Source organism: Microbulbifer guangxiensis, assembly GCF_021729075.1.
In the GTDB taxonomy this organism is placed as follows: domain Bacteria; phylum Pseudomonadota; class Gammaproteobacteria; order Pseudomonadales; family Cellvibrionaceae; genus Microbulbifer; species Microbulbifer guangxiensis.
Genome location: NZ_JAJSAQ010000005.1, coordinates 139,533 through 164,512, shown reverse-complemented (window position 1 = coordinate 164,512; position 24,980 = coordinate 139,533). Strand labels below are relative to the sequence as shown.

Below are 24,980 nucleotides of genomic sequence, written 5' to 3'. Positions count from 1 at the left end.
ATGGGTCCGTTCCAGGCCGAAATTTCCCGCTATGTCTGGGAGACCAAGTACCGCTGGCTTGAAGCACCCGCCGGTGCGGAGCAGTCGATAGAGGACACCTGGCGCCGGGTGGCCAGTGCGCTTGCCGGTGTCGAGAAGGCGGACAGGGACGACTGGTCCGCGCGCTTTCACGCCAACCTGGCCGGTTTCCGCTTTCTGCCCGGTGGCCGGATCCTGGCCGGGGCCGGCACCGACCGGCGGGTAACGCTGTTCAACTGCTTTGTGATGGGTACCATCGCCGATGACATGGCGGCGATCTTCGACCGGCTCAAGGAGAGCGCGCTGACCATGCAGGCCGGTGGTGGTATCGGCTGCGACTTTTCGACGCTGCGCCCGGCGGGTTGTGTTGCACGGGACTCCGCCACCATTGCCTCGGGGCCGGTGTCCTTCATGCGCATCTGGGACAGCATGTGCGCCACGCTGCTGTCCACCGGCAGCCGTCGCGGAGCCATGATGGCCACGCTGCGCTGCGATCACCCGGATATCGATGCCTTCGTGGAGGCCAAGCGGGACGCGCGGGAATTGCGCCACTTCAACCTGTCGGTGCTGGTGAGTGACGCCTTTATGGCGGCGTTGGCGGAAGACGGTGACTGGCCTCTGGTTTTCCCGGATCGCCTGCTGGCGCCGGAGGCAGGCCGGGAGCGGGTCAGCTGTCGCTGGAGTGGCGCTGCCACCGCTGAGCCCTGCCGGGTTTTCCGCCGGGTTCGCGCCCGTGACCTGTGGGCGAGGATCATGCACGCTACCTACGACTGTGCAGAACCCGGAGTGCTGTTCACCGACCACATCAACCGTTACAACAACCTCGGGTACCGCGAGCGGATCTCCGCCACTAATCCCTGCGGGGAGATACCGCTGCCGCCTTTCGGCGCCTGCAACCTGGGTTCGGTCAACCTGCTGTCGTTCGTGCGCGCGCCACTGACGCCGCAGGCGGCACTGGACTGGGACGGGATCGCCGATTGTGTAGCCACCGGGGTGCGGATGCTGGACAACGTCATCGATCTGTCCCGCTACCCGCTGCCGGAACTGGAGCGCCAGGCCAAGGGCAGTCGGCGTCTGGGTCTCGGTATCACCGGCCTTGCCGATGCACTGCTGGCGCTGGGGCTGCATTACGACAGCGACGCGGCCCGCACGCTGGCCGCCCGTGTGCTGACCCTGCTGCGGGATACCGCCTACCGCACCTCCATTGACCTGGCTCGTGAGAAAGGCAGTTTTCCCCAGCTGGAAACTGCGGCATTCCTGCGGGGTGACTACGCGCTGACCCTGCCGGAGCCGATCCGCCACGGGATTGCCAGCCACGGCCTGCGCAACAGCCACCTGCTCGCCATTGCCCCCACCGGTACCATCAGCCTGCTGGCCAATGGGGTATCGAGCGGGGTCGAGCCGGTCTTTGACTTTCACCATCAGCGGCGGGTGGTCACCGCGGAAGGCGGCTGGCGCACCTTCGCGATCGAGGACCCGGTCTACCGAGTGTGGCGGCTGCAGCAGGGCGGCGGGGTGGAAGACGGGTTAGGAGGGGGCCTTGCTGGTGAGCCCCTGCCAGAGGTATTCGTCACCGCCACCGGCATCTCGCCCCGCGGGCACCTGCGGATGGAGGCTGCGCTGCAGCCGCTGGTGGACAACGCCATTTCCAAGACGGTCAATGTCCCCGAGGACCTGCCGTTCGCGGAGTTCGAAAGTCTCTACCGGGAGGCCCATGCCCAGGGGCTGAAAGGCTGCACCACATTCCGTCCAAATCCTGTCACTGCGGCGGTTCTGACACCGACCTCCGGCTGCTGCGACCTGGACCGCGAGGGCGAGTAGGCTGTGAAAATGTTTACGTTTCTTTACCCACACCGGGGAACCCTGGCGGGATTTGCCCTTCTAAGCATACAGATCGTTTTGGATGACAGTGTGAATCTCCCAAGAATTTGATGCTCTCGACCCCAACCCTGAGAAAGTCAGTTCCCCTCGCCCCGATACTCCCCAATATCGGGGCTTTTTTTAATGTGCGGGGTGCGTGGACAGAGAGGAAGGTCTCAGGCGGCCGATAGCCCGTGGCTATGGCAATAATTGGGAAATATGTACCAGTTTTTGCCCTCGGGGTGGGATAAGATGCCCAAAAGCCTGTGGTGAAGGCGGTGAGCATTTTTTCGGTGAGATTTTGTGGGAGAGAATGCTCCGTGAGCTTAATCTGTCAAAAGACGAACGAATCAGTGATCCGGGTGGCGAGAGCCAACGAATCACTTTGTTGAGAACCCACAGGCGTGCCCGTCCCCCTGGGCGCGTCTGATCAGGTACCCATCCCCAAGGGTACCGACCCCTGGCCGGCAGTCCCCATCTGCCGGCTTTTTTTTGCCTGCGTTATGGGCTTTCAGCGCCGCCAACGGCGAGCCATTGGTTCAATACCCTCTCCAGCTTGTCGAGTCCCGCGCGCTTGGTGGAGGAGAAGGTCTGCACCGTGACGCCGGTCGCCAGTCCCTGCTCCCGCAACGCCTTTTCCACTGCAAAGCGGGTATTCTGGGCCGGGCCGTTTTTCAGCTTGTCAGCCTTGGTCAGCAGGATATGGACCGGCAGACCGGCTTCCACCGCCCAGGTGAGCATGTGCAGGTCGAATTCCTTCAGTGGCTGGCGGATATCCATCAGCAGCACCAGGCCTCTCAGGCACTGGCGCTGCTCGAGGTAAAAGGCCAGGTGGCGTTGCCATTCGTCCTTCATTGACCGGGCCACCTTCGCGTAGCCGTAGCCGGGCAGGTCGACGAGCCGCTGCTGCTCGCTGATACTGAAGAAGTTGATCAGCTGCGTGCGACCGGGGGTCTTGGAGGTGCGCGCCAGCTTGCTGTTGCCGGTCAGGGCGTTGATCGCGCTGGACTTGCCGGCATTGGAGCGGCCGGCAAATGCCACCTCCGCGCCGCTGTCTTCCGGGCACTCGGCCAGAGTCGGCGCGCTGGTTAAAAACTGGACGGTGCGAAAGTTGATCGGCTCGGGGCGCTGTTCTGACATGGTTTGTCTGCCTGATTCGGTACACTCGATTGGCGCGCAAGTATATAATGCCGCGGTTTACGCGTCGCAGGGGGTTCACTTGAGCGGCGCAGCGATCCGGTTTATGGATCAAAATGCATTAATTCAGCGCGCTATGGGACGACGTATGAACAGCATTGTAAAGAATATCGCTCTGGCCCTCGGCCTCGCACTGGCAGCGACCTCCGCCCTGGCGGCTGAGGGGGACCCGAACGCAGGCAAGGCCAAGGCCGCGCAGTGTGCCGCCTGCCATGGCGCTGACGGCAACAGCATCGCACCTGCTTTCCCGAAAATCGCCGGGCAGGGTGAAAAATACCTCTTCAAGCAGCTGATGGATGTGAAGACCGGCGAGCGCGAGATTCCGCAGATGATCGGCCAGCTGGACAACTTCAATGAGCAGGACCTGCGCGACATCGCGGCTTACTACGCCTCCCAGCAGATGCAGGTGGCCGGCGCCCAGCCGCTGTCGGTGATGCTCAACAGCGGTGAGAACGTCGATGGGCTGATTCTGGGCCGCGACCTGTTCCGCGCCGGCAATCCGCAGACCGGTGTTCCCGCCTGCATGGGGTGCCACTCCCCCACCGGCGTCGGCAACGCACCGGCCGGCTACCCGCGCCTTGGAGGCCAGTATGCTGATTACATCGAGACCCAGTTGAAGGCCTTCCGCGCCGGCACCCGTGCCAACGATGGCGAAACCCGCGTGATGCGCTCTGTGGCCAAGCAGCTGTCTGATGCCGAAATCAAGGCCCTGTCCCAGTACATCGCCGGCCTGACGGACTGATCTGGCGCAATAAAACCCCTGAAAGGCCGGTCTCGCACCGGCCTTTTTGCTTTTTACGGGCCGGTTCTTGCGCTGCTGGCGGGGAACTTCAATAATCGGCGCTGTCTATTTGATTAGCTTTTGCGCAGAAGAAAAACGTTGGAGAAGACTATGAGAGCGGTTGTCGCCCCCATCACCCTGCTGCTGACCCTGATGTTCAGCCTCACTGCCTGTGCCCAGGACAATGGCCAGTTCAAGGCCGGCCAGCACTACCAGGTATTGCCCCAGGCTGTGCCCCAGCGGGATGACAGCAAGATCGAGGTGACCGAACTGTTCTGGTACGGCTGCGGCCATTGCTACCACTTCGAGCCGCTGCTCAACCGCTGGAAGAGCGATATCCCCGAGGACGTCACCCTGCGTAAACTGCCGGCCATCTGGCAGCCGGTGATGGAGGTGCACGCTCGCATGTTCTACGTGGCGGACGCCATGGGCGTTCTCGATACCATGCATGCGCCGATCTTCAATGCCATCGCCCAGCAGCGTGAGATGTTCGCCGAGCGCGACGGCCGCGACTGGAACCCGGACAACGCCGCCATCGCTGCGTTGTTCAACAAGCACGGCGCCGATGGAGAGAAGGCGGTGAAGCTGATGAACTCCTTCGCCGTCAACAGCAAGGTGAAGCAGGGCATGGCCAACCAGCGCGCCTATCAGCTGTCCGGTACCCCAGAAGTGGTCGTGGCGGGCAAATACCGCATCAGCACCTCCCTGCCGGGCCTGAAGGGCAAGAGCAACGGCCAGGAACTGATGCTGCAAGTGGCCGACTACCTGATCAGGAAGGAGCGCGCCGAGCGCGGCTGATCCGGCCCCTGACCCCGATGCCGAAACCCCGCTCCGAGCGGGGTTTTTTGTGCGCGCCTGCTACGCTTTTCCCGAACCGACCAACCGTATGTCGTTATGGGTCCTCGCACCGCGCTCTCCTGGCTAACCTCCCTCCTCCTGCTGATCCTGTCCGGATCCTTTTCGCTTGCGAGCAGTGAAGAGCCGGAGATGCTCGCTGCCGAAGCGCTGAACCTGCTGTCCTCATTTGCCGCCGATTACCCCGATGCGGTACAGGAGGGGCAGGTCATCGATGAGCGTCTGTACCGGCAGCAAGACCGACAACTGGAGCGGGTGCAGGCTGTGTTGCAGGCGCTGCCGGAGCGACCCGGACGTACCTCGCTGGAGCGCAGCCTGAATGGACTGAAGCGGGATTTTGCTGCGCTCCGGCCGGCAGATCTGGTGCAGCGCAGGGCCAATGCGGCTGCGGACCGGTTGGCGGCCCTCTACCAGTTGCAGCGCGCACCGATCCATCCGCTGCCCGCCGCAACCGATGGGGAACCCCTGTACCGTCGTCATTGTGCGAGGTGCCACGGCCTGCGGGGCGCGGGCGGGGATGGTGGACCCTCCCTCGCCAGCGCCGAGCGTTCTGTCCAGTTCAGCCTGTTCGACTACTACAACCTGCTCGATCCCAGTGCCGACACCCTGCACGGTGCCCGTCTCGGGGCCGACCTCAACAGCTGGCAGCGATGGGCGCTGGCAGTAGCGGTGGCGCGTTTTCCGGTTGCGGACCAACTGCCGCCCTCGGTGGACCTGGCACAGCGGTATCCGGCCCTGGTGGCCCTGCCGGGGCTGGCCGTCACGCGACCGGCGACGCTGCCCGAGGACGCGGCCACGGCACTGCTGTGGTGGAGGGGGTATCCGGAGGCAGTCCGCACCCTGGAGCACCCGCTGGTCCGGGCCGGGGGCCTGCTGCAACTGGCCGAAACCGCATACCGGGCCGGCGACACCAGCGGTGCCTATCACAAGGCAGTGCTGGCCTACCGGCAGGGTTTTCTGCCGCTGCGGGCGCAGCTGGAAAAACGCGATCCGGCGCTGGCGGCCAGGATCCTGGACCAGTGGCAGGCGCTGCGCGAGGCCCTGACCGGGGAGGTTAACAGCGCCGTGGTGCTGGCCGCTTCACAGCGTCTACGAGAGAGTCTCGTCCTGGCCCGGAACCGGCTTGAGCCCCCGCCGGAGCAGCCCGCGGTCATAGTCTGGTCAGCGATACTGTTCACCCTCGCTGCTGTCACCGGCTTACTCTGGTGGCGACGATTGCGCCGACGCCCGCCTTCCCAATAAATCGCCGACATTGAACCATATTTCGCCGCATTTGGAGGCCAGTTACTGCTATTGCCCCAAATTTGTGGGGGGGCCGCATGGCGGCGGAATGCAGTATTTTGAGGGATCCTCTGCCAGGGACGGATTTAGCGTCTAGCCTTTTAATCACAGGGAACCGAAAACGCGCACAAGCGATTTTCTTACCGGCGGCCGCTACTGGTGGCCACGGCCAGGGATAAGCGGTGGTCCGGCAGGGCCACCTGACGTAACCAGCCAAAGGTAGAGTCGCGCATGAAGTACCTGCGATATCCTTCCTTCTCCCGCCTCCTTCTCTCGCTGCTCCAGGCCTATGCCCTGGTGCTACTGGTGTTTTTCCTCGTACCGTTTGCGGTGGCCGCCGAGCCGGACCAGAAAGCCTGGGCGGGCAACTGGCTTGTGGTGGGGGAATCGGACCAACAGCTGGTCTGGCAATTGAACGCCGACGGTTCCGGATTTGCCTATGGCTTCCAGGACGATGGTCGCCTATCCCACGGCTTTGCTATCAACTGGCAGCTGGATGGGGATCGGGTGCGGGTCCGTACCGGCGCCTCGGTGCGCTGCAACGGCGGTGTCGTTGCCGTCGCTTTTGCCGGATGGAGCGCCGCGACCCTAGACTTTGCCATAGTGGACGGCCGTCACTGGCTGCAGCGTAACGGTGGACTGCTTGCTTTCCAGCGCCGTCTCAGCAGCTGGGAAACGCCTCGGGCAGGCAGTGAGTGCCCCAACCTGGCCATCTGACGAAGCCTCCATCCGCCGCCCCATGAAGGGGCGTCGATAGAGCGCTCAGGGATGAGTACAGCGAACTGGATCTGGAACCGGGATGTGGATCCGGGGCCGGAACCGGAACAGGAGAGACGCTGTGGTTCAGCGATGTCTTTTTCTGACAGTGCTCATCTTCCTTAATCCCCTGCAGGCAATGGCCCAGGGTAGTACTGGTGGCGAGACGGCCGACAGCAGTCAGGTGCAGGAATCCCAAGCCAGGGAATCTCCCGGCTGGGGCTGGGCAGTGAAATCGCGGCTCGAGGCAGCGCAATGGGTCGGTGACTGGCTGATTTCCCGCGACGGCGAGGCGCGCCACGTCTGGAGTCTGAGGGCGGACGGGACGGGGCGGTCCTACGCGTTCCTGGAACGGGATGGCGAAATGCGCTTTGCCTACGGCTACGACATCCAATGGTATTTCGACCCCTTCACCCAGATGGCCAATATCAAGACCGAGCGCCGCCTCGTCTGCCGCAGTGGCCGGGTCTACCCCTACTTCCTGACCCTGAAATCCTACGAAAGTGATTACGCAGTGCGCGGCAAGTTTGCCTGGCAGACCACCTGGACCGAGGCCAGCATTGGCGAAAACTATCTGCACAAATCGCTGGTGGTTTTCGTCGCACCCCTGTCGGGATGGCACAATCCCGGCAAGGACGCCCCATGCCCTGAATTCCCTAGCCTGGCGCTGGAGCGCGATATCGACGCCGCCCTGGACCGCTGGGACCAGGAGGCGCAGGCAGCGGCGGGTCAGGCCGAGGGGCTTGAAGTCGATACCACCCCCGCGCCGGACGAGCCGGAATTCGATGGCGAGGCCTTTGAGTGACTGCGGCCGAGCGGGGCAAAACATTCCTTTCTGGGGCGAATATCCATGAACGCAGAAGTACGGCTCGATACCCTGTTGCAAACCCTCGATCCCCGTTTGGAGGAGGGGTGTTTCGTCTTTTGTGCGCTCGATGACGGCCGTGCCCGCCGACTGTGGCAGGAGTGTCTGTGCCTGTTTCGTGAACGCGAGGGCTGGAGTGCTGTGCTGGAACAATCGCTGGCGCAACGCGAAGGCCTCGAGGGCAGTGCTGTCTTCCGCCTGATCACCCTGCAGGTCTATTCCAGCCTGGAAGCCGTCGGTCTCACCGCGGCAATTTCCCGCGAACTATCCGCTGCGGGTATCAGCGCCAACGTGGTGGCAGCGCTCAACCACGATCATGTCTTCGTACCGGAGTCGCGGGCCGACGAAGCGCTGCAACTCCTGTGTGGATTGCGAAACCGGGCCCAGTACAGCTGAGTGCCTGGTTGATGCTGCGCCTCAATGCAGATCGACTACCCACTGCCGCAACCCCACGGTGAAATCCGCCGGCTGCTGCCGGATCTCTTTTATGTGCCCGGCACCCAGCGGCTGGGCCCGGCGCTCACCGTCAACCGCAATATGGCTGTGCTGCGTTTTGATGATGAACTGGTGCTGGTCAATCCTGTGCGCCTGCGCCCGGTGCAGGAAGAGAAGCTTGAAGACCTTGGGCATATCCGTCACGCCGTACGACTGGGCTACTACCACGGTTGCGATGATCTCTATTACCGCGACCGCTACAACCTCACCTTCTGGCGCCAGCTGGACTCCGATCTCTACCCGGCGCCCGCGGCGGATGCGCCGCTGCGTGAGGGTGGTGAATGCCCGGCGCCGGGGGGCAGGTTCTTCGAGTTTACTCACAGTACTCACCCGGAAGCGGCACTGTGGGTACCGATCAGCGGGGGATTGCTGCTTACCTGTGATGCCCTGCAGTACTGGCAGTCCTGGAGCGGTTGCACCTGGCTTGGCCGCAACCTGATGCGCCTGGCCGGCTTCCGCCGCGGTATGCAGGTGGCCCCCACCTGGCGCATGCGCATGACACCGCGGGGTTGCGACCCGGGCCGCTGGCTGGGGGAGGATTTCGAGCGGCTGCTGGAACTGCCCTTCGTCCACCTGCTGGGCGGCCATGGAAATTTCTGTCCGGATACCGCCCACGAAAAAGTGGAGCGCGCGGTACACAAGAGCTTCCCCGATTTGCACTGACCGCCGCATGCGGGCCACCGCGCTTCCCTGAGACTCCCCGTCGAATTTGCTATCGTTGCGTCGATAAAAATGACCGGAGCGCGCCGTGCAAGACCTCCCCCTGCCCATCCGACTGGCTGTCATCTCATTGTGGATCGTTTTTTCCTATCTTCTGGCTCACGCACTGGCAGTGGAGGTACAGCAACAGCTCGGCCTGTTTATCCTGATTGCCGCGGCGGGGATGTGGATGAGCGAAATAGTGCCCCTGCCGGTCACGGCATTACTGGTGCCGGCAGCGGCCTATTTCTCAGGCCTGATGCCGGCGGCCGAGGCACTGGCACCCTTTTCGAGTACGATCATTTTCCTGTTCATGGGCGGCTTTACCCTGGCCGCAGTACTGCAGGCGCACGGCATCGACCGGCGGCTCGCCGCTACCGTACTGCGCCTGGGTGGAGGCCGCCTGTGGCCGACCCTGATCGGCTTTCTCGGGGTGGTTTCTTTCCTCTCCATGTGGATCAGCAACACCGCCACTACGGCAATGATGCTGCCGATCGCTCTGTCGATGGTGGACCGGGATCACCCCCGCACCCGCGCATTTGCTGTTCTCGGCACCGCCTATGCGGCCAACATCGGCGGTCTCGCCACCATCGTCGGCAGCCCGCCCAACGCCATTGCCGCGCGGGCGCTTGGAGCGGATTTTGTCAGTTGGCTGCAGGTAGGCCTGCCGGTGACACTGGCCATGTTTCCGCTGGTGCTCGCCGTGCTCTGGCTGGTGATGCGACCGGACCGGGAGCGTGCCGAAATCCAGCCGCCTGAAGTGGGGCGGCGCGAGTGGGATGCCGGAGCCTGGGGTGCGCTGGCCCTGTTTGTCCTGGCGGTCCTCGCCTGGACGTTTTCCACCCTGATTACCCGCTGGCTGGACCTCGGTGGCAGCTTCGATGCAGTGGTGGGCCTGACGATCACTGCTCTGGCGCCCCTGGTGGGCCTGATTTCCTGGCCGCAATTACAGAGCCAGATCAACTGGGGCATTCTGCTGCTGTTCGGGGGCGGACTCTGCCTTTCAGCCATTTTGCAGCAGACCGGAACCTCTGTCTGGCTGGCCCAGTCATTGCTTGGGGGACTGGGGCAGGCGCCGGGCTGGCTGCTGATCATGGCCTGTATTGCACTGATGATCTTCCTCACCGAGCTGGCCTCCAACACGGGTAGCGCCGCGATCCTGGTTCCGGTCATCTACGCGCTTGCCCAGCAGCTCAACCCCGCGATTACCTACGCGCTGGTATTCGGTGTCGGCATTGCCGCGACCTGTGCCTTTATGCTGCCGGTGGCCACACCGCCCAATGCACTGGCCTACAGCACCGGCGTGGTGCTGCAGCGACAGATGCTGCGCGCGGGCCTGATGCTGAACCTGATCGCCATCCCGCTGATTTGGATCATGGTAAGCTTGCTCGCCTGAGGCCGGCCGGGTCGGGCTGGCACGTGGTAAAAAAGAAAGATTTCCCAATGAAGATAAAAACCCTGATTGGCGCCTTCGTGGCAGGCGTCCTCGTCGCCTGTGCCAGCCAGCAGCCAGCTCCCCTGCCAATGCCGAGTGCGGAAAATATGCGCAAGCATGTGGAAACCCTGGCCGCGGACGAGCTGGGCGGCCGCAGGACGGGCACCGAAGGCTACAACCGCGCAGCTGAGTATGTCGCCGGGCAATTCGAGGCCATGGGCCTCGAGCCCGCCGGCAGCCAGGGTTTCATGCAGCCGGTGCCGTTCCGTCGCGCCAGCTGGAATGGCCGCGAGCCGACGATGGTGTTGCGCGGCAATGACGGTGACATCACCTTTAAATTCGGGGAGGACTTTGTCGCCTCGCCGCCTACCGTGAGTGAAGAAACCCGCGCGAGCGCGCCGCTGGTTTTTGTCGGCTTCGGCATAGAAGCGCCGCAATATGGTATCGACGACTACACCGGTCTCGACGTCAGTGGCAAGATCGTGGTGATCCTCAGCGGTCGTCCCGGGAACATGCCGAGTGAAGTGGGTGCCCACTACGCGGCCACCCGCACCAAGCTTCAGGCGGCTGCCCGTCACGGCGCCGTGGGTTATATCCTTCTCAATACCCCGCAGCGTGAACAGCGTGCGCCCTTTGCCCGCTCGGTGAAGCATGCAGGCGATGACAGCTTCGACTGGGTCGATGCCAACGGGTTGCCCGGCAATGCCATCCAGGGCCTGCATCCCGGTATTTACCTGGATATGCCGCCAGCGCGCCAACTGTTCATGGGCGCACCCCGCAGCCTGGATACCATCTTCACGGAAATGGAAAACGGCCTGACACCGACGGGGTTCCCACTGCCTTATAGCGTTTCTCTGACCAGTGGCGCCCGCCATGAAGCGGTACAGAGCCCCAATGTGGTGGCCATGCTGCCGGGCACTGACCCGAAGCTGAAAGACGAGTACGTGGTATTCACCGGCCACCTGGACCATACCGGCACCGATGAGGGCGAGGGTGACCAGATCAACAATGGCGCCCAGGACAATGCCACCGGCATCGCCGTGATGCTGGAGACTGCGCGCCTGTTCCTCGACTCCGGCCGCGCACCGCGCCGTTCACTGCTGTTCGTGGCGGTAACCGCCGAGGAGGAGGGCCTGCTGGGTTCGGATTATTTCGCCCGGCACCCGTCGGTACCGCCGGGCGCCATCGTCGCCAACATCAATCTGGATATGCCCATGCTGCTGTACCCGTTCCGCGACATCATCGCGTTTGGTGCAGAGCACTCCACTCTGGGCGAGACCGCAGCCCGGGCGGCCGAGCGCGCCGGGTTGAAAGTGAGCCCGGATCCGATGCCGGAGCAGGTGATCTTTGTGCGCAGTGACCACTACAGCTTCGTGCGCCAGGGGGTGCCGGCCATCTACCTGATCACCGGCCGCGAGGCGCTGGACCCGGCCGTGGACGGTACGGCGATGCAGAACGCGTTCTTCAGGGAGCGTTACCACCAGCCCACCGACGAGGCAGACGAGCAGATCGACTACGTGGCCGCCGAGCAGTTTGCCCGGGTGAATTACGCCATCGCCCGCGAAGTGGCCGATGCCCGCCGCAAGCCGGCCTGGTACGAAGGCGACTTCTTCGGCGAGCTGTTCGCCGGCTCACGCTAGCACGCCCTCAGCCGCGACTGGTCCCGCTCTGCTGCCGTCGCACCACGACGGCGGTGCGCAACCGCTCGCGGCCAAACAGGGACATCCTGGCGAAATCGTCGCGGGCAATGGGGAGGTACTGGTTTTCCAGGGGGTCCAGCCCATCTTCGTTGTCCGGATCGTGCACGTACAGGCAGCGCTCGTCGATGCCGCTCAGTGTCACCCAGTGTGGCACCCGTTTGCCGTCCAGGCGGTAGGTGCTGATCAGCAGCAGTGCCAGCGCCCCCTCCTGCAGTAGCTGCAGCAGCTGCTCCTGGGTGAAGTCCTCGCAAATCACCGGAATCCCGGCCCGCTCGGCCGCACTGCGGTAATCCGCATCCACCTGCCGCATGACCGATTTCTTTTCTTCGGAACGCACGCCGTCGACAAACAGTGGTGTTGCCTGGTTGAGGTATACGGCACATTCGAAACCGCGCCGTTGCATGGCCAGTGCCAGCCCGAGGGGGTGGCAACCACCGTGGCCGGAAGTCATGAAGATGGTGGTGGCCTCGCGCCAAAGGGCCAGCTCCTCACTCACCGATGGGCGATAGTCGGTATCCAGCGCCGCCATGGCCATCATTGCAGCGGCCGGGCCGCAGGTGAAGTCTGTGGTCTGGCCATACCAGGGCACCGGCAGGCTGTGCAGATCATCGGAGCGGTGGCGGATGCGTTTCTGCATGCGCAGCGCGTCGCCGTCATCTTCGTAGTAGGCCGGGTAATGGCCGAAGGTGCGGTAACCCAGCTGCTGATACAGGGCGATGGCGGCCGCATTGCTGGCTGCCACTTCCAGCCGCATGAACAGGCGCCCGTTCTCTACGCTGGCCTGTTCCGCCGCCAGCAGCAGGGCGCGGCCAAGTCCGCGTCCGCGGCCCTCAGTGGCCACTGCCAGAGAGTAGAGCCGGGCGAGGCGAGTGCCGCGGCGCAGTAATACCAGGGCATAACCGAGCAGCTGTGAATCCTGTTCGGCCACCAGGAAGACGCGGTTATCCGCCGCCACCCAGTGGCGCAGGCGCCGGCGGCTCAGCCGGTCGGCGTCAAAACAGCGTTGCTCCAGCGCATGCAGGGCCGGTACATCAGTGACCAGGGCTGGTCGGATCGAAAAGGGAATGGATTCGGATGAGGGCATCAACAGGTCCGCCTCTGGAGGCGCAGAACACCGCGAAAGTGCGGCCCGGCAACAGTAGCAAAAGCGGGAAAAAAAGATAGGAGCAGGGGGAGAATTCCTCTATCTTTCGCCCCTCCAGCCTGTCTCTTTTTCAGCCGAGGCTACCGTCCGAATGTCCCAGGTTCTCATTGTTGTTGACCAGCCCAGCGACTGGGCCCCCTATTATCCCAGTGAGCGAGTAATCACTTTTTCCGAATACCTGCAGCTGTCGTCGCGGCCGCAGCGGGTGCGGGTCATCAACCTGTGCGCGGACTACGACTATCGCGCTGAGGGCTACTACTGCTCACTGCTGGCGGAGGCCAGAAACCACCGGGTGTTGCCGAGCGTACGCACGCTCAACGACCTGTCCGTACCGCAGCTGTACAAGCTGCAGCTGAACCGCGTTGCCCCGGCGCTGAGCAAACTGCGGATGCCGGAAGGCGGGGACACCGAGCTGCGGGTGAAGTCCTATTTCGGTTTCTGTGCCGAGCCCGCGCTGCAGCCGCTCGCGCGCCTGCTGTTCGACCGTTTTCCCTGCCCGGTGCTGGAGCTGCACCTGTCCTGTCAGGCCGGCCACTGGGAAATCGTCGACTTGCATATCTGCTCCCATCGCAGCCTGACGGATCCCGAGGAGACCGCTTTCGCCGAGGCCCTGGACCGGTTCAGCAACCAGGTCTGGCGGGCGCAGAAGCGCAGTGAAAACAGCCGCTATGACCTGGCGATCCTGGTCAATCCGGAGGAGGCGCTGCCGCCCTCCGATGCCCAGGCGCTGAAGAAATTCACCAGTGTCGCGCGGGAGCTGGGCTTTGCCGTGGAGATGATCACCGCGGCCGACTACATGCGCCTGCCGGAATTCGACGCGCTGTTTATCCGCGAGACCACCGCCATCGATCATCATACCTACCGCTTTGCCAAAAAGGCCGAGGCGGAAGGCCTGGTGGTTCTGGATGACCCCTCCAGCATCCTGCGCTGTACCAACAAGATCTACCTGGCCGACCTGTTTGCCACCCACAAGGTGCCAGCGCCACGTACACGCATCCTGCAGCGTGGTGACGAGGCGGGTATCCGCGCCGCGGTGGAAGAGCTGGGGCTGCCGATGGTGATCAAGATCCCCGACGGTTCCTTCTCCCGCGGTATGGCCAAGGTCAAAGACGAGGCTGAATTGCGGGACAGCCTGGATGCGCTGTTCGAGGAGTCGAGCCTGTTGCTGGCGCAGGAATTTCTCTACACCGAATTCGACTGGCGTATCGGTGTGCTGAACAACAAGCCGCTTTATGCCTGCCGTTATTACATGGTCAAGAATCACTGGCAGATCTACAACCACGGCGGTGGCAAGACCAGCAGTGGCGGATTTACCACCCTGCCCACGTTCGAGGTGCCGAAAGCGGTGCTGCAGGCGGCGCTCAAGGCCACCAAGCCCATCGGCGACGGTTTTTACGGTGTCGACGTCAAGGAGTCTGCTGGTAAGGGTTATGTAATCGAGGTGAACGACAACCCCTCCATCGACAGCGGCGTGGAGGACAAGTACCTGGGCCGCGAGTTGTACCGTTTGATCCTGCAGGAATTCCTGCGCCGGCTGGAAGCGCGCCGTGAAGGCCGCAACGCCCGCGCCTGAAGCCCGGTTTCCCCTGTGTAATATCGTGTAATGAAAAAAATGCCGGATGGCAGGGCGGGCGTGCTAACCTGCCGCCCGGCTGGCGCTCATTGCCACCAGCCGCACGACAAAAACAACAGCAGGAACCATCATGTTCAAGAAAATTACCTTGGGGGCCTCCATCGCCGTACTGACCCTGGCCAGCGGTTGCGCCAGCATCATCAGTGACAGCAAGTATCCCGTCACCATTGCCAGCACCCCCTCCGGGGCCAATTTCTCGGTGACCAACGAGGCGGGTCTCGACGTGCATAACGGCGTCACTCCGGACACCATCACCCTGGATGCCTCCGACGGCTTTTTCTCCTCCGCCAGCTACACGGTGAAGTACCAGATGGCGGGCTACAACGAGCAGAGCTTCGAGCTCAAGGCCGGCGTTGATGGCTGGTACTGGGGCAACATCCTGTTCGGCGGTATCGCCGGTATCCTGATCGTGGACCCGGCTACCGGCGCCATGTGGAAGCTGCCAGAAACTGCGCATGTCAAAATGCATCCGCTGACTGCAAATAACAGTGTCGATGGTCTGACTATCGCTACCATCGACCAGGTACCGGAAGCGCTCAAGTCGAGTCTGATCCCGGTCGAATAACGTCTTTGCCGTCGCCTGACGAGCAAGTCGAGGAAGCCAGCCGCCCAGCGGCTGGCTTTTTTTTGCAGTGCTCAGTGGTCCTGCCGGCACAGTTCCAGCCAGCGCTGGATACCGGCGCTGCGGTATTTCTGCCGGTGTAGTACGAAGTGGAATTCGCGGCGGAAATCCCGCTGCGGTACGGGCAGCTCCACCAGCGAACCGCGCTTCAGCGCATCGGATAGGGAAACCCGTGACAGGCAGCTGATGCCCAGGCCCGCTTCCACCGCGCGCTTGATGGCTTCAGTGTGCTGGAGTTCGAGCAGGATATGCAGCTTCGGCAACAGCCCAGACAGGGCGCGCTCGAAAGTCTGCCGCGTGCCCGAGCCGCGCTCGCGCAGTATCCAGGTGGCCTCACAGAGATCCCCGTCGCTGAGGCGCTTTTTGCCGGCGAGTGGGTGGTCGGGCCCGCAGAAGACCACCAGCTCGTCATCCCGCCAGGGGATCATCTCCAGGTCCGGGTGGTTGAGTTCCCCTTCGATCAGCCCCAGATCCAGTTCAAAGCCCAGAACCTTGTCGACAATGGCTGCGGTGTTCGCCACCTCCAGCTCGACCCGCGTGCCGGGCTGCTCCGCCATATAGCGGGCCATCACTGCCGCGGCCAGGTAATTGCCGATGGTGAGGGTGGCACCGATCTTGAGGCGGCCCAGGTCGCCGTGGGCGGCGAGGGTCTGTTCCAGTTCCCGCGCCCGCTCCAGCAGTTCCTCTGCCCGCGGCCACAGCTGTCGCCCCAGTTCGTTCAGACGCAGGCGCTTGCCGGTGCGCTCGAACAGGCGCAGCTCGAACTGCTGCTCGAACTCCTTCAGTGCGGTGGAGGCGGCGGACTGTGACATGCTGAGCCCGGCGGCGGCCCGGCTGACATTCTCGTGGTGGGCGCAGGCGAGGAAGACCTCGAGCTGACGCAGGGTATAGCGCATGGGTGGAACCCAGTTTATCGACAAAGAAGATAAGGAATATCGAAATATCCCATTTTGCCGATAGTTAAACCAGCGCTAGAATTCCTTTATTAAGAGTATTCAGGAATAAGCGGTTCTAAGGAAATGTCCAATTTGAATATAGAAAAGGTGCTGGAAGTCCATCACTGGAACGAGACGCTGTTCAGTTTCAAGACCACACGGGACCCGGGTTTCCGTTTTGAAAATGGCCATTTCGTCATGATCGGCCTGCCGCAGGACAACGGCCGCCCGTTGTTGCGGGCTTATTCCATTGCCAGCGCCAATTACGAGGACGAGCTGGAGTTTTTCAGTATCAAGGTGCCCGATGGCCCGCTGACCTCGCGCCTGCAGAAGATTGCGCCCGGCGACGAGATCTTCGTCGGCCGCAAGCCCACCGGCACCCTGGTGGCGGATCACCTGCTGCCCGGCAAGCGCCTGTGGCTGTTGTCCACCGGCACCGGCCTGGCACCGTTCCTGAGTATCATCAAGGACCCGGATGTGTACGAGCGCTTCGATCAGGTAATCCTGACCCACGGGGTGCGCTACGTGTCCGAACTGGCCTATCAGGACCAGATCGAAAACGAGCTGCCCAACCATGAATATTTTGGTGAGATGGTGCGGGACCAGTTGCTCTACTACCCCACGGTGACCCGTGAGCCCTATAGGAACACTGGCCGGCTCACGGACCTGATGCGTTCCGGCAAGCTGTTCACCGATCTGGGGGTGCCCCAGCCAAATCTCGAGGCGGACCGCTTTATGCTCTGCGGCAGTCCGGCGATGCTGAAAGAGCTCACCAGCATCCTCGACGAGTGGGGTTTCCGCGAGACCCGTGCCGGAATTCCCCACGAATACGTCATCGAGCGCGCGTTCGTGGAGAAGTAATCCGCTGGCGCTGAACTACACTGAACGCTAAGGGGCCATCCGCGAGGATGGCCTCGTTGTTTGGCGCCCCACCCGCAGGAGAAGGAGCACCGCCGTGAAGCGATGGTTATTGCCCCTGTGCCTCTGGTTATCGGCCTGTACTGGCCTGCCGGAAAATGTCGAACCAGTGCGCAACTTCGAACTGGACCGCTATCTGGGCAAGTGGTACGAAATTGCACGGCTGGATCACTCCTTCGAGCGCGGTATGAGCCACGTCACCGCCACCTACAGCCTCAATGAAGACGGCACCGTCCGGGTCGTGAACCGCGGCTTTCAGGTCGGGGAGGGCGAGTGGAAGGTCGCCGAGGGACGCGCCAGGTTTGCCGGCAGCAACAATGTCGGCCACCTGAAGGTCTCTTTCTTCGGGCCGTTTTACGCGTCTTATGTGGTGGTCGAGCTGGATCCGGATTACCGCTATGCCCTGGTGAGTGGTTACAACAAATCCAACCTGTGGATCCTCGCCCGCACACCGGAATTGCCACAGAAAACCATCGATCGTCTGGTGGCCCGGGCAAAAGCACTCGGCTTTGCCACCGACCAGCTGATCTTTGTCGACCATAGCAGCGAGTCGCTGGAAGAATAACGCTCAGCAGGTTCAAGGCGACGAATGACGCTGCTCTAGCGTTTAAGTTTCCGCTCCGCCCACCAGCTCATTGCCAACAGGCCTATCAATAAAAGCCCCAGCCAGTGGCGGGGAAGGGGCCGGTTCGGTGCCGGCGAATCGATCGCGGGCCCCAGCCTCGCGGTGGCCATCTGTTGTGTCGCTTCTACTTTCAGCGAACGCTGCCAGTCCGGCCATGCATCGGCGGCGAATACATACAGGTTGAATGGCGCCACGTCTGAGTCATTCGTCCCCTGCAGTTGGTACCAGCCTTGCTCCCGTGGCCAGTAGGCGTAACAGCCATGAGCGGATGGCGCCCCCTCGAGACGCTGCTCGCCGTCGACCGCAGACAGTGTCGGCGCCTTACCGGTGAACCCTTTGCTACACAGGGTTACCCGGTACCCGGCGCGGGGCATCGCCTCGCGCACTGCCACCGGTGCCCCGCGGCCCAGATAGGCCAGTTGCGGCTCCAGCACCCCCTGCCAAAGGCGTGCAAACGCATCGCTGTAGCCGGCGGTAATCCAGCGATAGCTGTTGCGGAAAAACACGAACCCCAGTGCTCCATCGGTCTCCGCGCGGCCCCAGTAGAGCGCAATATCATCGACCCTGCCGGGGCCGATGGGGGTGCCCCGCAGTAAGTGGTCTCCGGACTGAAGTGCAGCGGGCTGGAAACCGCTGGTGCACAGGGCCGGGGTCTCGCGGTCGGCGGAGGGCGCCCGCAGTTCGGTGGCGGTGCTGCGTTCAAGCGGCATGCCGATTGCGCGGGCGTAATCGATAAAGTCGACCGGGGTCTCGTCGCCCACCAGCCACAGTACCGATTGTCGTTGCTGCAGCTGTTCTCGCTGGTGCCGGTCCAGTTGTGGCCACAGCTGGCTGTCGAGGATCAGCAGATCGAAGTTATAGGCGGGGTCCAATGGCGCGCGACCGCCGTCGTCGAAACCATTCAGATTCCGCGTGCGTTCGATCCCCGGGGCCAGCCGGGTCACGACCCTGGTCGGGACACCGGATTCCCGCAGCCAGCGGGACAGCGCGGCGGACTCAAAGCCCGGCCGGGCCAGCCACAGTAATATCCTGGGCTGCTCGCCCCGATCCACCTGCACCGGCAGGGCTTCGCGGCTCGCGGTCTGGCCCTCACCAAGCTGCACCTGGTATTCCCAGTGCCCGGCCAGTCGCGGTGTATCGGCCAGTTTGACGCTATTGGCAGTGCCGGCGGCCCCGATAGTGCTTTCTGCCACGATGGTGCCGAAGGGATTGAGCAGCTTCACCGGGGTATCTGCGGGCAGTTCGGCGGGGAAGGACAGCTGCAGGGAAAGCTCCTGGCCCAGGGTTAACCGCTGTGACCAGCGCGGCAGCCAGCCATCATTCGCGCCGACAGCGGGATCAGTATTTTCCGCTTCCAGCCGCACCGGTGGAAGCGTTACGAATTCCTCCCGGTACAAGCCAGTGCCGCTCACCGTCAGCGCCGGCAGTGCGGCAAATTCACTATCCGTGAGCGCTGGTGTGATCGCCTGGCGCGGGCTTGCCGTCGACGGGCCCGGGTCATTGCTGACAACCAGGCGGTTACTGTCCAGTAACGCGGCGTCCGGCGCGGGCAGTAGTTGCGGTGGCTGAACCAGCAGCCACGTGCTCAACCAGATAGCGATCTGCAGCAGCGCGGCAGCGGCGCGCCGGGGTATCGAAGTACGACGTCGGGCGACCAGCAAGAGTGACAACAGGGCGCCGCTGATACAGGTTGCGGTGATCCACCAGCTCATGGCGTCTCCCCACTTTGCTCTGCCTGTCCATTGCGCGTGTTGGCGGCCCGCATCCAATCGGCATAGCTGCCGTTGCTGTCGCCAGTGGCTGGCAGAGAGGGCGCCGCTGCCGGCGAGGGCAGCAGCTGGTAGAGCTGTGCCTGCAGTTCCCGACGACACTGGATGCACGTGGGATCCTGACGGAATCGCCGCAGCGCCTTACTGACTTCCAGGTGTTTCCTTACCCGTTGCGGTGCGGACTGCTTTGCAGCCTGTAGCAACGCCGGCAGCGCGGCGATGTCTTCCTCCGCTGGGATATCGCCGGCCAGCAGACTCCGCAGGGTGGATTCCAGCCGGGTGCGGTCAGGGTCGTCGAAACTTGCTGCAACCGGTGGCGGTGCTACCTCGTCGCGCTCGCCGGTCAGGCGGCGCTCTTCATCGATGGGCGGGGGCTCAAAGCCGACCCGCTGCAGGTAGATGCGCGACGCCTGCTGAACTTCTTTGATAAAACGCAGGGCGCGATGCTGGTGCGGCAGCGACGCCTGTGGCTCAACGATCGACAGCTCGCGCCAGGAACTCCACATGGCATTGAGGGCGCTGCGCAGCAGTTCCTTTGTCTGCGGATCGAACAGGGTGGCGTGCTCGGAATTGTCGTGCTGGTGACCCGCCGACGCGACAATACCGGCAGCATCGCCAAACCGTGTGCTTTCCTGCTGCGGACCGCTACTCTCACCGGCATGTCTGCCGCTCTCTCCGTCCCCGTGGCTGTCATGGCCTGGTCCGCTATGACCATGTCCTTTTTCATGTCCCGGTTCGTCGGGCGCCATCCCGGCATCATCGTGTTGCTCCATCGCCGAGTCCTCCTCGCCGAGGAACTTGCCATAGCGCATACGCAGCAGGTTCTGTTCATGGGCAAGCGATTCGGCGCGCTTGCTGAATTCGTCCGGGGAGATTTCCGGCTGGTCGGCCAGCAGCGCTTGTGTGTCGATAATCAGCTGGCGCTGGCTGCGGAAATATTCCGGCATCACCTTGATCGCCATGCCCTCGGCATCACTCAGGCCGAAGATTTCTTCCTGCTGCCAACGCAGGATAAAGCGCTGGCTTGAGGCGACGTTTGCAGTGGGAGCGCGGTTGTCGGAGGTTTCGAGGAACCAGTAGAGCTCATCGCCGGGCTCGATCGCGAACCGCTCCACCGGGACCTGGAATTCAAAGCGCTGTCGCGGTCCATCGGCGGAGACTGGTTGCAGCGGAATGCGCTCGTTGCGAAAGCGCACGTTCTCACCGTTGCCGCTGGCCAGGGTCACCACCAGTGCGGTGTCCCCGACATGGAAGTCGTCTTCCACGGTGACGACCACCCGCAGCGCCGCATCACCGGAAGCCAGCCCGCTGTTCACCAGCGTCAGGCTGTCGCGGGGCAGGCTGAAGTCGAATTGCGGCGCCCGGTCCGGGGTCACCTCGATATTGTGGATTGCCGGCAACAGCATCTCACGACCGTTGCGGGTTACCGCCAGCTGGTAGAAGTCACTCTCTGTAAGCTGGCGCTCCAGCACCCACTTGCTGGTAGGCACTTCTCCCTGTGGCTGAAAATCGAACTCCGCATCCGCGGCCTGCATCTGCAGTTCTTGCGCCGGGCCGGAAAGGATCACCGACCACTGCGCGCGGGCATTTTCGGGCGCGCTTACCTGCAGTGCCTGTTGCTGCTCCGGCAGGCCGGTGTACATGGGTGGCGTTACCAGAACCTGTGCACTGCGAATGCGGATGGTATCTGGCATGTCCGCTTCATCCGTTTGCGTCGATGGGATTGTTTCGCCCTGTGCGGAACCCGGCTTATCCACCAACAGCTCAGATATCGAAACCATCACCGGGGCCAGCAGCACTGCCAGACACAGAACCAGGGTGAGGCGAATGGCAGGTCGCCAGCCCTGCGGCTGGAAGTGTTGCAGTGCTCCACCGGCCATCAATTGCTCCAGCGCGGCGCAGGTGCGCTGCTGCTGCAGGCGGGCGAGTGGTGGCAGCGATTCTGGAGACTCAAGCAGCAGGGCACTGCTGTCCTGCAATTGAGGGTAGCGGGCGTCCAGCAGCGCACATAGGGCCCGGTCGCTGGGCTGCCAGCGGCGATCCAGCCAGGCGCCCAGCCCGGCAATCAGCGCGGCCCCGACGCCGCTCCACAGGGGCCAACCCAGCAGGCTGTAGTTTGCCAGGCCCAGCAATACCATCAGTAACGCCAGCACGATATACGGAGCCAGGCCCCGCGCGCGCCAGCGGCGCCGCGCACATTGCAGCGGGGCGGGCAGGGGTGCGGGCAAGGATGCGGGCAAGGATGCGGAAGTGCGGTGACCCATCGGGTTATCCATGGACCTGCCTCCGCGACAATGTGAGCGCTCGCTCCACCAGCAGTACCAGCAACAGCACCAGCACCAGCAGCAGTGGCTGCTGCAGCGGCTCACGGGAAACAGGCGTCACCTCGCTGTCGGCTACGGGTAGGCCCCGTGGTTTGCCTGCCGGCCAGCGCGGTTGCTGCGCTGCCTGAAGCGGCCAGTCCTGCTGCGACCACTGTAGCCAAAGCTGCTCCGGTAGCCGGGTGCGACGATAGAAGGCCGCGTCCTGCCAGTTGCCCCGGTAGCGCAACCAGCTGCCGCGCCCCAGCGCAACTGCCTCGCGAGAGGGTCCGCCATCATCGGTCAGGGGCACAAAGTTGAGTGTCTCTGGGATTGTCACCGAGCTGTCACTCAGCAGCAGTCCACCGGCGCGTGCGAATGAGAGGGCTGCCTGTGGCAGAAGGCCCGGTCGGTTGTAGAGCAGCCAGTCGAATTTCTGCGGATCCAGCAGCCCCGGATCCGCCAGTCGCTGTGGTTCCAGCCGGGCGCTACCGCTCTCCGCCAGCTGCTGTATGACCGGCGTCAGCCAGGCCGGTGCCTCGCCGATGATTGCGATGGAAGGCGTGGGGGTGTGAGCATCAATCAACACACTGTCGGTGGAGCCACTGCTATGCCACTGCCAGTGAGGGCTGTAGCGCAGGGCGCGGTAACCGGTGGCTGTACCCGGGTGAAGCAGAATGTGGGCGCGGCGATAGCGCGGCTCTGCCGCCAGTGTGGAGACACTGTGCCAGCTGTCGTTGGCGCGGGGATCGGTGTCGGCCACCGGTGCTGGCTGCGGCTGTAACCACAGTACTTGCGCGAATGGTCCTTTCAATTCGGTAAACGCGGCCAGTTCGCTGGGCGTCACCGCCGGGTCTACCAGTAGCAGCGGGCCGGCCTCTTCCCGCGTTTGGAGTAATGGGGTTGCCAGCAGTGCGACAAGCAGCGCCAGCAGCAGTAGCCGCAGGCACAACAGCCAGGTATCACGCAGCTGCAGGCGTTTCCAGCTCTGCGGCTGGCGGCGCTGTAGCCAGTGGACGGCGGCGAAGGTGATTTCCCGCGGCGCACTGCGCTGCAGCAGGTGGATCAGCAGTGGGATCAGTAATACCAGCAGCAGCCACAGCCACTGCGGGGATTGCCAGCTCCAGGGTAACCACGACATCTCAGCTGTTCCCCATATCAGGCAACCCGCGAGTGCAGTTGCACGAAACGCTGGACCGCGTCCGCCAGCGGGCGCTCGATCTGCACGCTGGTGAGCGGGCTCTGACGTCCGGCGAAGCCCGCTGCCAGGGACTGCTGTGCCCGGGTGAATGCCTCCAGGTACTGCGTTCGCTGACTGTGCGCATCCACTTCCCGCAGCCGCGAACCGGCATCGCCGGCCTCAGGATCGCGCACCCGCAACTCGCCGCTGAACGGGAAGGTTTCTTCCGCTTCCACCAGTAGCTGCAGGGGCAGGCATGGGCGGCCGGCGGCATGTACCCGCGCGGCGAAATCACTGATTTCCTGTCCGCGCTCGAAAAAGTCGCTGACCAGCACCACCTGGCAGTTGGTGTCGAACTGGGACCAGAGCGGTTGCAGTTCAGCCGCACCCGGCCAGTGGCCCGCTGCCTGGCTGCGCTGCAGTTCCAGGGCGATATGGTGGTGGTGGGCCTCCCCCTGCCCGGCAGGCACGCGGCGCAGGTTCACGTCGTTCAACACCAGCAGGGAACAGCGATCGCCCTGAGCCTGCAATAACCAGCACAGGGTGGCGATCCAGCATTTCCCGAATTGCAGTTTGGTGAGTTCCGGCACGGCAAAACTGGGCTGGGCCATGGAGGCGCTGGCGTCGAGGACAAAGCAGACATGCATCTGGCTTCCCTGCTCGGCCTCGCGCACATAGTAGCGGTCGGAGCGGGCGAAAAGCTTCCAGTCGATATGGTTGATGGCATCGCCGGGCTGGTAGCTGCGGTACTGCTGGAATTCCAGCCCCGCGCCGCGGCGCTGGCTGTGCTGCGCCCCCAGCATGACGCCCGCGGCAAGATGCCGCGACAACCATGCCAGGTCGCGGGTGCGGGCGAGCGTCAGCGGGTCCAACAGCTCCACGGGTTCAGTCCTGCCCCGGCTCCGGGCAGGCCCGCAGCAGTTCGTCGATCACACGCTCAATACCGACACCGTCAGCCTGGGCGTGGAAACTGAGCAGGATGCGGTGGCGCAGCACCGGCAGCAGCAATGCGCGAATATCCGTGCGGGTCACCGCCAGCCGCTGATTCAGGAGCGCGCGGGCCTTGGCCGCCAGGACCAGTGCCTGGCCGGCGCGGGGCCCGGCACCCCACTGGATCCACTGGCTCAGGGGTGAGTCTTTACCCTCTTTTTCACCCCTGACGGGGCGGGTGGCACGTACCAGTCGGGCAATATAGCCGTAGAGATCGTCGCTGATGTGCACCTCGCGTACCAGTCGCTGCATCTCGATGATCGCGTGGCCGTCGAGGCAGGGTGACGGCGTCGCCGCCTCACCGCCGGTGGTGCCGCGGAGGATGGCGATTTCGTCTTCCTGACCCGGGTAATCGATATGGATATTGAGCAGGAAACGGTCCAGCTGCGCTTCCGGCAGGGGGTAGGTGCCCGCCTGCTCGATCGGGTTTTGTGTCGCCAGCACGAAATAGGGGCGCGGTAGTGCCATGGTCTCTCCGGCCATGGTCACCGCGTATTCCTGCATCGATTCCAACAGCGCCGCCTGGGTTTTCGGCGGCGTGCGGTTGATCTCGTCCGCCAGCAGGATATTGGTAAAGATGGGGCCGCGCTGGAACTTGAAGAAGCGTTTGCCGGTGCCGTGATCCTCCTCCAGGATCTCGGTGCCGAGGATATCCCCCGGCATCAGGTCAGGGGTGAACTGCACCCGCTTGAAGTCCAGCTCGGTGGCTTGTGCCAGGGTTTTTACCAGTAGCGTCTTGCCCAGACCGGGGACGCCCTCCAGCAGCGCGTGACCGCGGGCCAGCAGGCAGATCAGCAGCTGGTCCACCACCTCCCTCTGGCCGACGATGACACGACTGATCTCGTCGCGTAGCTGGTCTAATGCCGACAGGGTTTGCTCGACGCGGCTCTCGGTGGTGGTGCGGGTTTCAGTTTCCATGTTT

General features: G+C 63.4%; 22 protein-coding genes. 14 read left to right on the top strand and 8 right to left on the bottom strand.

Going from position 1 to position 24,980, the window contains the following annotated elements:
* A complete protein-coding gene (locus LVD12_RS12615; RefSeq protein WP_237068084.1) occupies nt 1-1,839 on the top strand; it encodes an adenosylcobalamin-dependent ribonucleoside-diphosphate reductase in 1,839 nt (612 codons plus the stop codon).
* A 540-nt stretch (nt 1,840-2,379) separates the two neighbouring features.
* Here LVD12_RS12615 and yihA read toward each other — a convergent pair.
* Nucleotides 2,380-3,018 carry a ribosome biogenesis GTP-binding protein YihA/YsxC gene (gene yihA / locus LVD12_RS12610; RefSeq protein ID WP_237068083.1) on the bottom strand — a complete coding sequence of 213 codons (639 nt, stop codon included), beginning with the start codon at nt 3,016-3,018 and terminating at the stop codon, nt 2,380-2,382.
* Between the two features lie 145 nt (nt 3,019-3,163).
* On the opposite strand from yihA, the gene LVD12_RS12605 reads away from it, so the two are divergent.
* The 9 genes from LVD12_RS12605 (at nt 3,164) to LVD12_RS12565 (ending at nt 11,882) form a co-directional block, all read left to right on the top strand.
* Nucleotides 3,164-3,817: a c-type cytochrome gene (locus LVD12_RS12605; RefSeq protein ID WP_237068082.1), complete on the top strand. Its 654-nt coding sequence runs from the start codon at nt 3,164-3,166 to the stop codon at nt 3,815-3,817.
* Nucleotides 3,818-3,967: 150 nt separating this feature from the next.
* Complete coding sequence (locus LVD12_RS12600) at nt 3,968-4,654, top strand: thiol:disulfide interchange protein DsbA/DsbL (protein WP_237068081.1); 687 nt, start codon at nt 3,968-3,970, stop codon at nt 4,652-4,654.
* A gap of 189 nt (nt 4,655-4,843) precedes the next feature.
* A complete protein-coding gene (locus tag LVD12_RS12595) occupies nt 4,844-5,953 on the top strand; it encodes a c-type cytochrome (RefSeq protein WP_237068080.1) in 1,110 nt (369 codons plus the stop codon).
* A gap of 270 nt (nt 5,954-6,223) precedes the next feature.
* On the top strand, nt 6,224-6,709 hold the full coding sequence (locus LVD12_RS12590) for a hypothetical protein (RefSeq protein ID WP_237068079.1): 486 nt from the start codon (nt 6,224-6,226) through the stop codon (nt 6,707-6,709).
* Between the two features lie 121 nt (nt 6,710-6,830).
* Nucleotides 6,831-7,553, top strand: a complete 723-nt coding sequence (locus LVD12_RS12585) for a hypothetical protein (RefSeq protein ID WP_237068078.1) — start codon at nt 6,831-6,833, stop codon at nt 7,551-7,553.
* Nucleotides 7,554-7,598: 45 nt separating this feature from the next.
* A complete protein-coding gene (locus LVD12_RS12580; RefSeq protein ID WP_237068077.1) occupies nt 7,599-8,009 on the top strand; it encodes an ACT domain-containing protein in 411 nt (136 codons plus the stop codon).
* A gap of 24 nt (nt 8,010-8,033) precedes the next feature.
* On the top strand, nt 8,034-8,771 hold the full coding sequence (locus tag LVD12_RS12575) for a hypothetical protein (protein WP_237068076.1): 738 nt from the start codon (nt 8,034-8,036) through the stop codon (nt 8,769-8,771).
* 85 nt (nt 8,772-8,856) lie between these two features.
* The gene (locus LVD12_RS12570; protein ID WP_237068075.1) at nt 8,857-10,203 is read left to right on the top strand and encodes an SLC13 family permease; all 1,347 of its coding nucleotides are present in this window, start codon (nt 8,857-8,859) and stop codon (nt 10,201-10,203) included.
* 47 nt (nt 10,204-10,250) lie between these two features.
* Nucleotides 10,251-11,882, top strand: a complete 1,632-nt coding sequence (locus tag LVD12_RS12565; RefSeq protein ID WP_237068074.1) for a M28 family metallopeptidase — start codon at nt 10,251-10,253, stop codon at nt 11,880-11,882.
* Between the two features lie 7 nt (nt 11,883-11,889).
* Here LVD12_RS12565 and LVD12_RS12560 read toward each other — a convergent pair whose 3' ends face one another.
* Nucleotides 11,890-13,026, bottom strand: a complete 1,137-nt coding sequence (locus LVD12_RS12560) for a GNAT family N-acetyltransferase/peptidase C39 family protein (RefSeq protein ID WP_237068073.1) — start codon at nt 13,024-13,026, stop codon at nt 11,890-11,892.
* A gap of 151 nt (nt 13,027-13,177) precedes the next feature.
* On the opposite strand from LVD12_RS12560, the gene LVD12_RS12555 reads away from it, so the two are divergent.
* A complete protein-coding gene (locus LVD12_RS12555; protein ID WP_237068072.1) occupies nt 13,178-14,659 on the top strand; it encodes a RimK family ATP-grasp domain-containing protein in 1,482 nt (493 codons plus the stop codon).
* Between the two features lie 130 nt (nt 14,660-14,789).
* Nucleotides 14,790-15,284, top strand: a complete 495-nt coding sequence (locus LVD12_RS12550) for a hypothetical protein (RefSeq protein WP_237068071.1) — start codon at nt 14,790-14,792, stop codon at nt 15,282-15,284.
* Nucleotides 15,285-15,355: 71 nt separating this feature from the next.
* Here LVD12_RS12550 and LVD12_RS12545 read toward each other — a convergent pair whose 3' ends face one another.
* Entirely contained in the window at nt 15,356-16,237 is an 882-nt protein-coding gene (locus LVD12_RS12545) for a LysR family transcriptional regulator (protein ID WP_237068070.1), read from the bottom strand.
* A 123-nt stretch (nt 16,238-16,360) separates the two neighbouring features.
* Here LVD12_RS12545 and LVD12_RS12540 point away from each other — a divergent pair, with 123 nt between their 5' ends.
* Complete coding sequence (locus LVD12_RS12540; RefSeq protein WP_237068069.1) at nt 16,361-17,137, top strand: ferredoxin--NADP reductase; 777 nt, start codon at nt 16,361-16,363, stop codon at nt 17,135-17,137.
* A 94-nt stretch (nt 17,138-17,231) separates the two neighbouring features.
* The gene (locus LVD12_RS12535) at nt 17,232-17,759 is read left to right on the top strand and encodes a lipocalin family protein (RefSeq protein ID WP_237068068.1); all 528 of its coding nucleotides are present in this window, start codon (nt 17,232-17,234) and stop codon (nt 17,757-17,759) included.
* 35 nt (nt 17,760-17,794) lie between these two features.
* On the opposite strand, the gene LVD12_RS12530 is transcribed toward LVD12_RS12535, so the two are convergent.
* Genes LVD12_RS12530 through LVD12_RS12510 form a run of 5 tightly spaced genes read right to left on the bottom strand, consistent with a single transcriptional unit; the run spans nt 17,795 to nt 24,976 of the window.
* Complete coding sequence (locus tag LVD12_RS12530; RefSeq protein WP_237068067.1) at nt 17,795-19,531, bottom strand: hypothetical protein; 1,737 nt, start codon at nt 19,529-19,531, stop codon at nt 17,795-17,797.
* On the bottom strand, nt 19,528-21,864 hold the full coding sequence (locus LVD12_RS12525) for a DUF4175 domain-containing protein (protein ID WP_237068066.1): 2,337 nt from the start codon (nt 21,862-21,864) through the stop codon (nt 19,528-19,530). Before LVD12_RS12525 ends, LVD12_RS12530 begins: the two co-directional genes overlap by 4 nt.
* Nucleotides 21,857-23,029: a BatA domain-containing protein gene (locus tag LVD12_RS12520; protein WP_237068065.1), complete on the bottom strand. Its 1,173-nt coding sequence runs from the start codon at nt 23,027-23,029 to the stop codon at nt 21,857-21,859. Before LVD12_RS12520 ends, LVD12_RS12525 begins: the two co-directional genes overlap by 8 nt.
* A gap of 17 nt (nt 23,030-23,046) precedes the next feature.
* Nucleotides 23,047-23,949 (bottom strand): DUF58 domain-containing protein, encoded by a 903-nt coding sequence (locus tag LVD12_RS12515; RefSeq protein ID WP_237068064.1) that lies wholly within the window; start codon nt 23,947-23,949, stop codon nt 23,047-23,049.
* Nucleotides 23,950-23,953: 4 nt separating this feature from the next.
* Nucleotides 23,954-24,976: an AAA family ATPase gene (locus LVD12_RS12510; protein WP_237068063.1), complete on the bottom strand. Its 1,023-nt coding sequence runs from the start codon at nt 24,974-24,976 to the stop codon at nt 23,954-23,956.
* Between the last annotated feature and the right edge of the window lie 4 nt (nt 24,977-24,980).